Raw genomic sequence first — 12,949 nt, forward strand, 5'->3', positions numbered from 1 at the left:
GAGCGGGGGCGGGCAGGCCGGGTCCGGAGTCGGTGACCTCGATCCGCAGCCGGTCGCCGCAGATCGAGGCGGTGACCTGGAAGCCGTCGTCGGGCCGCCCGGTGGCGCCGTGCTCGACGGCGTTGGCGCAGGCCTCGGTGAGGGCGACGCCGAGGTCGTCCGCGATCTGCGGGTCGACGCCCGCGGTCGCCATCGCACCGAGCAGGATGCGCCGGGCCAGCGGGACGCTGGCCGGGTCGCGCTTGAGGTGCAGAGTCCACCAGATGTCCACGGGAGGTCCCTCCTGGCTGCGGCTCCACATACAACTAGGTATCTCCGGGCGATTCGCGGGTGAACCGTGCCCGGGGGCCGCTACCGCCCGTTCGGCGGATGGACCGGGGGACGGGGTCTGTGCCGGGCGACGCGTACGCCCCCTCGCACGCCGCCGCCGAAAGGGGCATTCGTAGGGATTTCCCACCCTGCCCGTGTCGGCGGCGTACGCAATGAGAGGATGGCCCGGCCATGACTGCCCTCGCCGCCGCCCCGCTCCCGGGCGCCCCCGGACCGGCTCAGCCGGTGGGGTCCGCCGCCTGGGACCTGCGGCTTGCCCGGGCGGTCCCGTTCGCGCTGGTCTGCACCCTGATAGCGGCCGCCGGGCACGCCCTGGCGGGGGGCGGGAACGTGCCGCCGACCGCGTTGGCGCTGGGTTTCGCCGCGGTGCTGGCGTTCGCGGCGGTCTGCGGCGGGCGGGAGCGTTCGCTGGCGGGCATCGCCGGGGCGCTGGGTGCCGGGCAGCTCGGGCTGCACTGTCTCTTCCACGGCTTCAACGGCTCCATGCCGGGCATGCACCACGGCGGCCCCGGGCCGCTGACCGTGCCGCAGGTGGCCGGTCGGCTGATCTGCAACGAGGCGCGCCCCGGCACGCTGCTCGGCCTGTCCGGCGGCCCGTCCGCGGAGCAGCTGGTCTCCTCCGCGGGCCTGGATCCGCACGCGTTCGCCGCCGCGCCCTGGTGGCAGGCCGGTGCCCTCGGCATGACGCCGTCGATGCTGGCCGGGCACCTGGGTGCCGCACTGGTCGCGGGCTGGTGGCTGCGGCGCGGCGAGGCGGCGCTGTGGCGACTGCTGCGGGTGGCCGCCACGGCGGCCCGGGAGCACTGGGCGGCGCCGTTGCGCACGGCGTTCGCGCTGGTGGCCGCGCTGCTGCGCGGTCTGTTCGGCGTGGCGGGCCCGGCCCGCCGGTTCGGTGCCCGGGGCGGGGAGAGCCTGTTCCCGACGGGTGCGGTGCTGCGGCACAGCGTGGTGCGGCGCGGTCCGCCGTACGGGGCCCTCGCGTACTGACCGGCGTCTCCCGGCGGCCCTGCGGCCGCGTCGGGTGCCGGTGTGCGCACCGTCCGGCCGTTCCCCCGACCACCGGGGCGGCCCGAGGCTCTGCCCCCACCTCCCCACGCGCGGCCCCCGCGGTACGGATCGTGTCCGTCGCCCGGTACCGGCTGCCGCCGAGCTCCGATCGGAGACCCGCATCATGCGTTCCCTTCCCACCCGTCGTCTCGCCGCCGTCGCCCTCACCGCCGCCGCCTCCGTGGTGGCGCTGGCCGGCCCCGCCTTCGCGCACGTCACCGTGAACCCGGGCGCGGCCGCCCAGGGCGGCTACACGGCCGTCGACTTCCGGGTGCCGAACGAGAGCGACACCGCGGGCACGGTGAAGCTGGAGGTCAACCTCCCGCTGGACCACCCGCTGGCCTCGGTCCGGACCCTGCCGCTGCCGGGCTGGACCGCCGCGGTCGAGAAGGCCAAGCTCGACAAGCCGATCAAGGTGCACGGCAACGACGTCACCGAAGCCGTCTCCAAGATCACCTGGACCGCCGACGCCGGCACCAAGATCGCCCCCGGCCAGTTCCAGGAGTTCCGGGTCTCGCTCGGCCCGCTGCCGACCGACACCGACAGCCTGGTCTTCAAGACCCTCCAGACCTACGACAACGGCGACATCGCCCGCTGGATCGACGAGTCCAAGGACGGCCAGCCCGAGCCGGCCAAGCCCGCCCCCGTCCTGAAGCTCACCAAGGCCGCCGAGGGCGACGGCCACGGCGTCACCGCGTCCCCGGCCGCGGGCGCCCACGGGGACAGCTCCGACCACGCCGCCTCCACCGGCGACACCAAGTCCAGCGACTCCACCGCCCGCACCCTGGGCGTGGTCGGCATCGTGGTCGGTGTGATCGGCACCGCCGTCGGCGTGCTCGGCCTGCGCCGCAAGAACGGCGGCTCCGCCTCCTGACCCCCGCGCCGGCGGCGCCGCACCCGCAGGACGGGTGCGGCCCCGCCGGCGGCCCACCGCGCACGATCGGAACTCGCATGCCCCGCACCACCCGCACCACCCGCCTGGCCGGCGCGGCCGCCCTGGCACTGGCCGCCGCCCTGACCCTCTCCGCCTGCGGCTCCTCCGGCGGCGACTCCACCGTCGCCAAGGTCACCCGGCAGAAGGAGGACACCCCGTACCAGGGCACCAAGCTCGCCAAGAACTTCGAGAAGCCGGACCTCCAGCTGACCGACACCTCCGGCCGGCCCTTCGACCTGCGGCAGCAGACCAACGGCAAGGCCACCCTGCTGTTCTTCGGCTACACCAGCTGCCCGGACGTCTGCCCGACCACCATGGGCGACATCGGCGTCGCGATGAAGGCGCTGCCCGAGGCGGACCGGCAGAAGGTCAACGTCGTCTTCGTCTCCACCGACCCGCAGCGCGACACCCCCCAGGTGCTGCGCACCTGGCTGGACTCGATGGGCAGCGACTTCATAGGCCTCACCGGGGACCTGGCCAAGGTGAAGACCGCGGCCAAGTCGCTCGGCATCATGATCGAGGACCCGGTGGTCAACGGGGACGGCACGGTCACCTCCACCCACGGCGCGCAGGTGCTGGCCTTCCTCCCCTCGGACGACAAGGCGCACGTGCTCTACATGAGCGGCACCGAGGAGAAGACCTACGAGCACGACCTGCCGCTGCTCGCCAAGGGGGTCTCGGCGTGACCTCGGTGCAGACCGGAACCGGCCGCTTCCGCCGCACCGCCCTGCTCGGTGCCGTCGTCGCGACGGCCCTGGGCGGCGGCGCCATCCTGGCCGCCTGCGGGACGGGCGGCGGCACGGGCGGGCAGGACGGTGCCGCCGGCGGCCCGGCCAGGCTCAGCGTCGCCGACTCCTACATCCCGCTGCCCCCGGCCGGCGGCATGGCGGCCGGCTACCTGACCGTCCGCAACGACGGCGGACAGGACGAGCTGCTCAAGGTGACCAGCCCGGCCGCCGGGTCGGTCACCATGCACCGCTCGACCGCGTCGACCATGGAGCAGGTGGACAGTCTCGACGTCCCCGCGCACGGCACCCTGCAGCTCGCCCGGGGCGGCAACCACCTCATGATCATGGGATGGCAGAAGACCCCGGCCCTCGGCGACGAGCTGGAGCTCGACCTCACCTTCGCCAAGTCCGGCACCATCTCCGTCAAGGTTCCGGTCAAGGAGCTCACCTACCGGCCCAGCCAGAGTTAAGGGGACCGCCACCATGCAGTCGGCCGGCCTGGAGAAGGCCACCCACCGCCGGATCGCCGGGGTGCTCGGAATGCTCGGCGCGCTGCTCGCGCTGATGCTCGCGGGCGCCGGTCCGGCCTCCGCGCACGCCACCCTGGATTCCACCGACCCGCGGCAGAACTCGGTCGTCGCCACCGCCCCGCAGGCGGTGACGCTGACCTTCAGCGAGTCCGTCTCGCTCTCCGGCGACTCCGTCCGGGTGCTCGACCCGGCCGGCCAGGCCGTGGACACCGGCAACCCGGCGCACGCCGACGGCAAGGGCAACACCGCCCGGGTCGGGCTGCGCGGCGGGCTCGCCAACGGCACGTACACGGTGGCCTGGCGGGCGGTCTCGGACGACTCGCACCCGGTCGGCGGGGCGTTCACCTTCTCCATCGGCGCGCCCTCGGACACCTCGGTGTCGGCGACCGCGCTGCAGGGCGCGGAGGCCGACGGCCTGGTCGCCTTCCTGTACGGGACCGGGCGCACCGTCGCGTACACCGCGTTCGCGCTGCTGGTCGGCGTCGCCGCCTTCGTCCTGATCTGCTGGCCGGCCGGCACCGCCCGGCGCCGGGTGCAGCGGCTGCTGATGACCGGCTGGACGGCGCTGCTGGTCTCCACCGTCGCCGTGCTGATGCTGCGCGGCCCGTACGAGCGCGGCTCGGGGATCGGGCAGGCCTTCGACCTGTCGCTGATGCGCGCCACGCTGGACGAGCGGATCGGCACCGCGCTGGCCGCCCGGCTGCTGCTGCTCGCGGCGGGCGGGGTGTTCCTGTCGCTGCTGGTCGGGCAGCTGGGGCAGCCGCCGCGGCCGGTCGTCCCGAAACCGAGGGACGAGGACGGCTCCGAGGGCTCCAAGGGCTCCGAGGACGCCGACGGCTCCGCCGGTCTCGCGGTGTCCGAGGAGGACGCCGAGGCCGCCGAGCTGCGCGAGCTGGAGCGGCGGGCCGCCGAACGGCCGCAGCGCGAGGTCCGGCTCGGGCTCGGCGTGGCCGGGCTGGTGCTGGCGGTCGCCCTCTCGGCGACCTGGGTCGGCGCCGACCACGCCTCGGTGGGCATCCAGGTCTGGCTGGCGCTGCCGCTCGGCATCCTGCACCTGCTCGCCATGGCGCTCTGGCTGGGCGGGCTGGCCGCGCTGCTGGTCGCGCTGCGCGAGGGCGTCGGCGCCGAGGTGGTGGACCGCTTCTCCAGGATCGCCTTCGGCTCGGTGGCCGTGCTGGCCGCCACCGGGATCTACCAGTCCTGGCGGGGCCTGGGCAGCTGGGGCGCGCTGACCGGCACCGAGTACGGGCGGCTGCTGCTGGTGAAGAGCGGCTGCGTGGTCGCGATGCTCGGCGTCGCCTGGATCTCCCGCTCCTGGCTGGCCCGGCTGCGCTCGGCCCCGGCCGAGTCGGTGGAGGTCGCACCGGCCGAACTGCCGGAACCGGTCGCCGTGGCGACGCACAGCGAGGACCCGGTCCGGCAGGCGCAGCTGGAGCGCCAGCGGGCCGCCCTGCGGAGCGCCGGACGCGACCGGGGGCTGACCCCGACCCGGGCCGGGCTGCGCCGCTCGGTGCTGGTCGAGGCGCTGGTCGCGGTGGCGGTGCTGGTGGTCACCACGATGCTCACCAACTCCCCGCCCGGACGGGTCGCGGGCGAGCTCAAGGCCGGGGCGGCCGCCGCTCCGGCGGCCGGCGGGGCCCCGGTGGCGCCGCAGACCGAGCCGGGCCGCACCGTCGAGCTCAAGCTCCCGTACGACACCAAGGGCCGGACGCCGAACGCCAAGGGCACCGCGACCGTCACCCTCAACCCCGCCCGGACCGGGCCGAACGAGGTGACGCTCGCGCTCGCGGGCGCGGACGGGCAGCCGGTGGACGTCCCCGAGGTGGAGCTCGCCTTCACCCTGCCGGACCGCGACCTCGGCCCGCTGCCGGTCGCGCTCACCCCGGAGGGCACCGGCCACTGGATCGGCACCGCGCAGCTCCCGCTGGCGGGCAACTGGGTGGTGTCGGTGCAGATCCGCTCCTCCGACATCGACCAGACCACTCCGACCCAGCAGTTCAGGATCGGGTGAGCGGGATGACGGACACATCCACGGAGCCCGTTGCGGCGGAGCCCGGCCCGGCGGACCACGGGTCGGGTCCGGCGGGACCCGCGGGCTTCACCCGGCGGGCGCTGCTCGGCACCGCCGGGGCCGGACTGCTGGCCGGCGCCGGCGCGGGCGTCGCCGGGGCCGTCGCCCTGGACGGCCGGCCGGGCGGGACGGCGGACGCGGCGGGCCCGTCCGGCGGGACGCTGGGCTCCGCCCGGGTGCCGTTCCGCGGCGAGCACCAGGCCGGGATCACCGACCCGGCACAGGCCAGGGTCCAGCTCGCCGCCTTCGACCTGGCCGTGGGCGTCGGCCGGGACGGGCTGCGCACCCTGCTGCAGCGCTGGACGAAGGCGGCCGAGCGGCTGACCGCAGGGGAGCCGGCCGAGGAGTTCGACGGCCAGGTCGCGCTGGACGCCGGGCCCTGCTCGCTCACCGTCACGGTCGGCTTCGGCGCCGCCCTGTTCGACAAGGCCGGGCTGGCCGACCGCCGCCCGCCCGGGCTCGAACCGCTGCCCGCCTTCCCCGGCGACGCGCTCGACCCGGCCCGCGGCGACGGCGACCTGTTCGTCCAGATCGGCGCGGACGACGCCCTGGTCGCCGTGCACGCCCTGCGGGTGCTGCAGCGGCTCGCGGCCGGGACGGCGGCGCTGCGCTGGCAGTCGGCCGGCTTCGCCCGCACCCCCGGCGCCGCCGCGCGGCCGGTGACCGGACGCAATCTGATGGGCCAGATCGACGGCACCAACAACCCCCGGCCGGACGAGGAGGGCTTCGCCGCCACGGTGTTCTGCGCCGCCGGCGGCGACCACCCGGGCTGGCTGGCCGGCGGCTCGTACCTGGTGTTCCGGCGGATCCGGATGCTGCTGGACCACTGGGAGGCGCTTCCGGTGGACCGGCAGGAGCGGGTGATCGGGCGGCGCAAGTCGGACGGCGCCCCGCTCGGCGCACCCGCCGGGGCCGGCGAGCGGTCCCCGGTCGACCTCGCCGCGCAGGGCCCGGACGGCACCCTGGCGATCCCCGCCGACGCGCACATCCGGGTCGCCGCCCCGGCGGCCAACGGCGGGGCGGCGATGCTGCGCCGCGGCTTCTCGTACCACGACGGGCTGCTGCCGGACGGCTCCCCGGACGCCGGGCTGCTCTTCCTCGCCTTCCAGGCCGACCCGCGCAAGGGCTTCACCCCGGTGCAGCGCAAGCTCTCCCGGGGCGACGGCCTCTCCCGCTTCCTGCGGCACGAGGCCGGCGGCCTGTACGCGCTGCCACCGGGCCCGCCGCCCGGCGGCTACCTCGGACAGCAGTTGTTGGAGGGGTAGTTCCCCCGGATTCACCGGGACGCACCGCCGCGGTTCCGGTCGGTGGAACGCTTTCCTGCCGGGGCCGCGGAGTCGTTAGGGTGACTGCTTCGGCACACTCCGCCCGCGCAGCACCGAGATTCCCACGGAGGCATCATGTCGGCCACCCGCTACACCTACCTCGGACCGGCCGGCACGTTCACCGAGGCGGCCCTGCACACCCTGCCCGAGGCGGCGACCCGGGAACTGGTGCCGCTGTCCTCGGTGGCGCTGGCACTGGACGCGGTGCGCGGCGGGGAGGCGTCCGGGGCGTTCGTCCCGATCGAGAACTCGGTGGAGGGCGCGGTCACCGCGACCAACGACGAACTCGCCTCCGGCGCACCGCTGATGATCTACCGTGAGGTGCTGCTGCCGATCACCTTCGCGCTGCTGGTGCGACCGGGCACCGAGCTGTCCGGGATCAAGACGGTGACCAGCCACCCGGTGGCCCAGCCGCAGGTGCGGCGCTGGCTGGCGGCCAACCTGCCGGAGGCGAAGTGGGAGTCGGCCGCCTCCAACGCGGACGGCGCCCGGCTGGTCTCCGAGGGCCGCTACGACGGCGCGTTCGCCGGGGAGTTCGCGGCGCCGATCTACGGGCTGGAGCCGCTGGTCAAGGAGATCGCGGACGCCAAGAGCGCGGCCACCCGGTTCGTGCTGGTCGGCCGTCCGGGCCGGGTCTCCTCGCCGACCGGCGCGGACAAGACCTCGATGGTGGTCTGGCTGCCGGACGACCACCCGGGCGCGCTGCTGGAGCTGCTCCAGGAGTTCGCGGTGCGCGGGGTCAACCTGATGCGGATCGAGTCCCGCCCGACCGGCGAGGGCATGGGCAGCTACTGCTTCCTGATCGACTGCGAGGGCCACCTGTCCGAGCGCCGGGTCGGCGAGGCGATGATGGGGCTCAAGCGGATCTGCCCGCAGGTGCGGTACCTGGGCTCCTATCCGCGCGCCGACCGGCAGGAGTCCACCCACCGGCGGCCGGGGACCTCGGACGAGGATTTCTCCTCGGCGGCGGACTGGCTCTCCCGCGCCCTCGACGGCCGCGGGAACATCTGAGGCCCGCGGGGCATCCCCGACCTCCGCAGCCGTCCGGACACCCTGATTGCATCTTTTGTCTTTCCGACCTTTTCCGACTGTTTTGGATCGGGTCGACCGGGCGGGGCGGACGGCCCCGTCCGTCGTCCACAGGCGGCCCGGGGCCGGGGGCCGCTGTCCACAGGGCTCCCCGCTGTCCACAGCCCCGAGTTATCCACAGGCCGGGGGAGAGTCGACAAACCGGTATAGCCATTGCCCAGAACTGGTCGGACCATCGGTTTGCGTCGCAGAGATGACCAATCGGACCAGAGTCACCCGGTTGCCAGCAAATCACCCGTCCGAGTGCTTCAATTCCCTCACTCGGGAAGGTTGATTGAGGTTTGAAACCTCAATTCCCTGGTTCGTTCACACGGAGGGCCACCCTCCCCTTGGATCCACAGGCCAGGGGTCGGGCCTGTGGATAACCCGGCGGCGGAGCGTTCCCCACAGAAGTTATCCACAGGATCGGGGGAGTTATCCCCAGGGGAAATGCCGTACTGGTGGAGGAACGGTCGCCCGGTACGCTTGGGCCTGTGATTGACCTTCGCCTGCTCCGTGAGGACCCTGACCGAGTGCGCGCCTCGCAGCGCGTCCGTGGCGAGGACGTCGACCTGGTCGACGCCCTCCTCTCCGCCGACGAACGGCGCCGGTCCTCGGGCAGCCGCTTCGACGAACTGCGCAACGAGCAGCGGGTGCTCGGCAAGCAGGTCGCCCAGGCCAAGGGCGACGAGAAGGCCGCCCTGCTGCAGCGCACCAAGGACCTGGCCGCCGAGGTCAAGGCCGCCGACGCCGAACAGGGCGCGGCCAAGGAGGAGGCCGACCGCCTGCTCCGCTCGCTGGCGAACCTCATCGACCCGGCCGCCCCGGTCGGCGGCGAGGAGGACTTCGTCACCCTCGAGGAGATCGGCACCCCGCGCGACTTCGCCGCCGAGGGCTTCGAGCCCCGCGACCACGTCGAGCTCGGCCAGATCCTCGGCGCGATCGACACCGAGCGCGGCGCCAAGGTCGCCGGTGCCCGCTCCTACTACCTGACCGGCGTCGGCGCGCTGCTGGAGCTCGCCCTGGTCAACATGGCGATCGCCCAGGCCACCGCGGCCGGCTTCACCCCGATGATCACCCCGGCCCTGGTCCGCCCGGCCGCCATGGACGGCACCGGCTTCCTCGGCCAGGCCGCCGAGAACGTGTACCACCTCGCCGAGGACGACCGGTACCTGGTCGGCACCAGCGAGGTCCCGCTCGCCGCGTACCACATGGACGAGATCCTCGACGCCGACAAGCTGCCGCTGCGCTACGCCGGCTACTCGTCCTGCTTCCGCCGCGAGGCCGGCACCTACGGCAAGGACACCCGCGGCATCATCCGCGTCCACCAGTTCGAGAAGGTGGAGATGTTCGTCTTCACCACCCCCGAGGACGCGGAGAACGAGCACCGCCGCCTGCTCCAGTGGGAGAAGGACTTCCTCAACGCGCTGGAGCTGCCGTACCGGGTGATCGACGTCGCCTCCGGCGACCTCGGCGCCTCGGCCGCGCGCAAGTTCGACATCGAGGCGTGGATCCCCACCCAGGGCAAGTACCGCGAGGTCACCTCGACCTCCAACACCACCGAGTACCAGGCCCGCCGGCTGGCGATCCGGATGCGCGAGGAGGGCAAGACCCGCCCGCTCGCCACCCTGAACGGCACCCTGGTCGCCGTCCCGCGCACCATCGTGGCGATCCTGGAGAACCACCAGCAGGCCGACGGCTCGGTCGTCCTGCCCGAGGCGCTGCGGCCGTACCTCGGCGGGCGGACCGTCCTCGAACCGGTCAAGTAACCCGGCCCGCACCACCCAGCACCACCCGCAACTCCCGGGAGACGTAAGGCCCATGAGCACCATCAGCCCCAGCCTCGCCTCCCCCGGCGGTGGCGGCCTGCCCTACCGGCTGGTCGCCACCGACCTCGACGGCACCCTCCTCACCAGCGGGGAGACCGTCTCCGAGCGCACCCGCGCCGCCCTGGCCGCGGCCACCGGCGCGGGCGCGCTGCACATCATCGTCACCGGGCGCTCGGCGGTCTGGGCCCGCCCGGTCTTCGACGAGATCGGCTACACCGGGATAGCGGTCTGCGGACAGGGCGCCCAGGTGTACGACGCCGGCGCGCACAAGCTGCTCACCTCGCTCACCCTGGACCGGCGGCTCGCCGCGCTCGCGATCGAGAAGATCGAGGCCGAGACCGGCCCGCTGGCCGTCGCCGCCAACCAGGACGGCCTCGACGGCCAGGTGCTGGCCGGCCCCGGCTACGAGCTGCTGATCGGCTCCGACCTGCCGGTCGTCCGGGTCGATCGCGGCGGACTGTTCGACGCCCCGCTCAGCAAGCTCTACATCCAGCACCACGCCCTCACCGACGACGCCCTCGCCGAGGCCGCCCGGCGCGCGGCCGGCGACCTGGTCGGCGTGGTGATGGCCGGCGCCGGCGTCGTCGAACTGCTGCCGCTCGGCCTGTCCAAGGCCACCGGCCTGGCCGTCGCCGCCCGCCGCCTGGGCGTCCGCGCCGCCGACACCATCGCCTTCGGAGACATGCCCAACGACGTCCCGATGTTCGGCTGGGCCGCCCACGGCGTCGCCATGGCCAACGCCCACGAGGAACTCCTCGCCGTCGCGGACGCCGTCACCACCAGCAACGACGAGGACGGCGTCGCCGCGGTCCTGGAGCGCCTCTACCCGCAGCGCTGACGCCTCCGGCGGGGAGGCGCCCGGCCACCCCACCGACGGGCGCGGGATCCGTGTCCGGGGGTACATCCAGGGTTCATGGGCTGGTCAGGGGTGGGTTGTAGGATGACCGGGCAAGCGGTTGTAGGATGACCGACGACCGGTGATGACGTGTGCGGTGGAAAGGGAGGTCCGGCATGAGCGGCGGTTTGCAGGCGGCCGGGCGGCGCTCCCTGGTGGACACCGCGATCGAGCAGTTGCGGGCGCAGCTGGCGGGTGGGGCGTGGCCGGTGGGCTCGCGGATTCCCACCGAGCACGAGCTGGCCGAGCAGCTGGCCGTCGGCCGGAACACCGTGCGGGAGGCCATCCGGGTGCTGGTGCACGCCGGGATGCTGGTCTCCCGGCAGGGCGAGGGGACGTTCGTCCGCTCCACCAGCGACCCGGCGTCCGTCCTGCGCGGCGTCCAGCGCTCGGGCATCCGGGACGTCCTGGAGGTCCGCGCGGCGCTGGAGACCGAGGGCGCCCGGCTGGCCGCGCTGCGGCACACCCCCGAGGACATCCGGCGGATGCGCGCCGCGCTGGCCCGTGAGGCCGAGGTGTTCGCGGCGCACCCCGAGCGGGCGAGCCGCGAGGCCACCGTCGAGCACGACCTGGAGTTCCACACCGCCGTCGTCGAGGCCGCGCACAACCCCGCGCTGGCCGAGGTGTACCGCTACTTCGGCGCCTCCGTGCGCGAGGCGATGACCTCCGCCTTCGGCGACCACGACATGCCCGAGGCGGTCGTCGCGACCCACGAGGCGCTGGTCGACGCGATCGAGAGCGGTGACCCGGACCGGGCCGAGGCGGCGTGTCGTGCGCTGCTCGCCGGCCCGACCGCGGCCGTCGAGCAGCTGCTCGCGGCCATCGCGGCGCGGAAGTAGGACGGCGCGAACCTCCCTTCCGCCGTCCGCATCCACGCACCTTCACGAAAGAACAGCACATCCATGGCCGTCACCCGTGCCCAGCAGCCGGTTGTCACCACGTCCGCCCCGCTCCCCCTCCGCACCCGGGCGGCCCATCCGCTCCTGCTGCTGACCGGCATCCTGCTGGTCGCGCTGAACATGCGCGCCTGCCTGGCGGCGGTCTCCCCGATGGTCGGCGAGATCCAGCGGACCTTCGGCCTGTCCGCCACCGCGAGCGGGCTGATCACCACCGTCCCGGTGCTGTTCCAGGGCGTCGGCGCCCCGCTCACGCCCCGGCTGACCCGCCGCTTCGGCGCCGAGCGGGTGGTGCTCGGCGCGGTGCTGGTGCTCGGCGCGGGCGTGCTGCTGCGGGTGCTGCCCTCGGTGGCGGCCCTGTACGCGGGCTGCGTGGTGATCGGCGTGGCCATCGCGGTGCTGAACGTGTCGATGCCGGGCCTGGTGAAGCGCGAGTTCCCGGACCGCGCGGCCACCATGACCGGCGTCTACTCGACCACCATGCTGGTCGGCGCCACCCTCGCGGCCGGCACCTCCGTCCCGCTGGAGCACGCGCTGGGCGGCGGCTGGCGGGCCTCGCTGGGCGCCTGGTCGCTGCTCGCGCTGATCGCGGCGGTGGCCTGGCTGCCGCAGGTGCTGCGCTCGCGTCAGGAGCGGCAGGGGGCGGTGGCCGCGGCCGCCGCGCCGGCCAAGCCGATCGAGGGCATCTGGAAGTCCCCGCTGGCCTGGCAGATCAGCCTCTTCATGGGCATCTCGTCGCTGCTGGTGTACACCCTGGTCGCCTGGATGCCGACCATCCTGGCCGACCACGGCATGGACCGCGGCCAGGCCGGTCTGGTCTTCGCCTTCTCCAACCTGGTGCAGGTGGCGGGCGCCTTCCTGGTGCCGCTGATGGCCGGCCGGATGACCAGCCAGCGCGGGCTGGCGCTGACCATGGTCGCCCTGAACGGGCTGGGCATCGCGATGCTGCTGGTCGCGCCGGTCTCCGCGGCGTGGGTGTCGGCGACCATCCTGGGCGTGGCCCAGGGCGGTTCGCTGGGCCTGGGCCTGGCGTTCATCGTGCTGCGCACCCGCACCGCGGCCGGTGCCGCCCAGCTGGGCGGGATGTCGCAGGCGATCGGCTATCTGGTCGCGGCGGCGGGCCCGGTCGGCGCGGGTGCGCTGCGCCAGCTGACCGGCGGCTGGGAGACCCCGCTGGTGCTGATGCTGGTGCTGGTCCTGGTGGTCGGCGCGGCCGGCTGGGGCGCGGGCCGCAACCGCACCCTCTGAGCCGCTCGCAGGCGAGAACGCGGCAGTGGGCCCCGGACACCCTCAGGT

The 12,949-nt window shown here is 74.3% G+C and carries 12 protein-coding genes; 11 read left to right on the forward strand and 1 reads right to left on the reverse strand.

Going from position 1 to position 12,949, the window contains the following annotated elements:
• Nucleotides 1-271: ATP-binding protein (locus ACFVHV_RS41090; RefSeq protein ID WP_380358635.1), on the reverse strand; the 271-nt coding region annotated here is incomplete at its 3' end.
• 230 nt (nucleotides 272-501) lie between these two features.
• On the opposite strand from ACFVHV_RS41090, the gene ACFVHV_RS41095 reads away from it, so the two are divergent.
• The 11 genes from ACFVHV_RS41095 (at nucleotide 502) to ACFVHV_RS41145 (ending at nucleotide 12,901) form a co-directional block, all read left to right on the forward strand.
• The gene (locus tag ACFVHV_RS41095; protein ID WP_380358638.1) at nucleotides 502-1,317 is read left to right on the forward strand and encodes a hypothetical protein; all 816 of its coding nucleotides are present in this window, start codon (nucleotides 502-504) and stop codon (nucleotides 1,315-1,317) included.
• Nucleotides 1,318-1,501: 184 nt separating this feature from the next.
• Nucleotides 1,502-2,251: a YcnI family protein gene (locus ACFVHV_RS41100; protein ID WP_380358641.1), complete on the forward strand. Its 750-nt coding sequence runs from the start codon at nucleotides 1,502-1,504 to the stop codon at nucleotides 2,249-2,251.
• A 77-nt stretch (nucleotides 2,252-2,328) separates the two neighbouring features.
• A complete protein-coding gene (locus ACFVHV_RS41105; protein ID WP_380358644.1) occupies nucleotides 2,329-2,997 on the forward strand; it encodes an SCO family protein in 669 nt (222 codons plus the stop codon).
• Nucleotides 2,994-3,509, forward strand: a complete 516-nt coding sequence (locus ACFVHV_RS41110) for a copper chaperone PCu(A)C (protein WP_359898035.1) — start codon at nucleotides 2,994-2,996, stop codon at nucleotides 3,507-3,509. Before ACFVHV_RS41105 ends, ACFVHV_RS41110 begins: the two co-directional genes overlap by 4 nt.
• 13 nt (nucleotides 3,510-3,522) lie before the next feature.
• Nucleotides 3,523-5,580: a FixH family protein gene (locus ACFVHV_RS41115; RefSeq protein WP_380358647.1), complete on the forward strand. Its 2,058-nt coding sequence runs from the start codon at nucleotides 3,523-3,525 to the stop codon at nucleotides 5,578-5,580.
• Between the two features lie 5 nt (nucleotides 5,581-5,585).
• The gene (efeB, locus tag ACFVHV_RS41120; RefSeq protein WP_380358649.1) at nucleotides 5,586-6,905 is read left to right on the forward strand and encodes an iron uptake transporter deferrochelatase/peroxidase subunit; all 1,320 of its coding nucleotides are present in this window, start codon (nucleotides 5,586-5,588) and stop codon (nucleotides 6,903-6,905) included.
• A 135-nt stretch (nucleotides 6,906-7,040) separates the two neighbouring features.
• Nucleotides 7,041-7,976 (forward strand): prephenate dehydratase, encoded by a 936-nt coding sequence (gene pheA / locus ACFVHV_RS41125; protein ID WP_359898039.1) that lies wholly within the window; start codon nucleotides 7,041-7,043, stop codon nucleotides 7,974-7,976.
• Between the two features lie 551 nt (nucleotides 7,977-8,527).
• Nucleotides 8,528-9,802, forward strand: coding sequence for a serine--tRNA ligase (serS, locus tag ACFVHV_RS41130; protein WP_359898041.1), 1,275 nt, complete (start codon nucleotides 8,528-8,530; stop codon nucleotides 9,800-9,802).
• A gap of 52 nt (nucleotides 9,803-9,854) precedes the next feature.
• Nucleotides 9,855-10,700 carry an HAD family hydrolase gene (locus tag ACFVHV_RS41135; protein WP_359898043.1) on the forward strand — a complete coding sequence of 282 codons (846 nt, stop codon included), beginning with the start codon at nucleotides 9,855-9,857 and terminating at the stop codon, nucleotides 10,698-10,700.
• Nucleotides 10,701-10,873: 173 nt separating this feature from the next.
• On the forward strand, nucleotides 10,874-11,596 hold the full coding sequence (locus ACFVHV_RS41140; RefSeq protein ID WP_359898045.1) for a FadR/GntR family transcriptional regulator: 723 nt from the start codon (nucleotides 10,874-10,876) through the stop codon (nucleotides 11,594-11,596).
• Nucleotides 11,597-11,659: 63 nt separating this feature from the next.
• Nucleotides 11,660-12,901: an MFS transporter gene (locus ACFVHV_RS41145; protein WP_359898046.1), complete on the forward strand. Its 1,242-nt coding sequence runs from the start codon at nucleotides 11,660-11,662 to the stop codon at nucleotides 12,899-12,901.
• The last annotated feature ends 48 nt before the right edge of the window (nucleotides 12,902-12,949 follow it).

Origin of the sequence: Kitasatospora sp. NPDC127116, assembly GCF_042677365.1 — a bacterium.
GTDB lineage: Bacteria > Actinomycetota > Actinomycetes > Streptomycetales > Streptomycetaceae > Kitasatospora > Kitasatospora lactacystinica.

What these genes read in the sequence shown, in the direction of transcription:
- ACFVHV_RS41095 (WP_380358638.1), top strand. Translation starts at nt 502, where the DNA reads ATGACTGCCCTCGCCGCCGCCCCGCTCCCGGGCGCCCCCGGACCGGCT.
- ACFVHV_RS41100 (WP_380358641.1), top strand. Translation starts at nt 1,502, where the DNA reads ATGCGTTCCCTTCCCACCCGTCGTCTCGCCGCCGTCGCCCTCACCGCC.
- ACFVHV_RS41105 (WP_380358644.1), top strand. Translation starts at nt 2,329, where the DNA reads ATGCCCCGCACCACCCGCACCACCCGCCTGGCCGGCGCGGCCGCCCTG.
- ACFVHV_RS41115 (WP_380358647.1), top strand. Translation starts at nt 3,523, where the DNA reads ATGCAGTCGGCCGGCCTGGAGAAGGCCACCCACCGCCGGATCGCCGGG.
- efeB (WP_380358649.1), top strand. Translation starts at nt 5,586, where the DNA reads ATGACGGACACATCCACGGAGCCCGTTGCGGCGGAGCCCGGCCCGGCG.
- pheA (WP_359898039.1), top strand. Translation starts at nt 7,041, where the DNA reads ATGTCGGCCACCCGCTACACCTACCTCGGACCGGCCGGCACGTTCACC.
- ACFVHV_RS41135 (WP_359898043.1), top strand. Translation starts at nt 9,855, where the DNA reads ATGAGCACCATCAGCCCCAGCCTCGCCTCCCCCGGCGGTGGCGGCCTG.
- ACFVHV_RS41140 (WP_359898045.1), top strand. Translation starts at nt 10,874, where the DNA reads ATGAGCGGCGGTTTGCAGGCGGCCGGGCGGCGCTCCCTGGTGGACACC.
- ACFVHV_RS41145 (WP_359898046.1), top strand. Translation starts at nt 11,660, where the DNA reads ATGGCCGTCACCCGTGCCCAGCAGCCGGTTGTCACCACGTCCGCCCCG.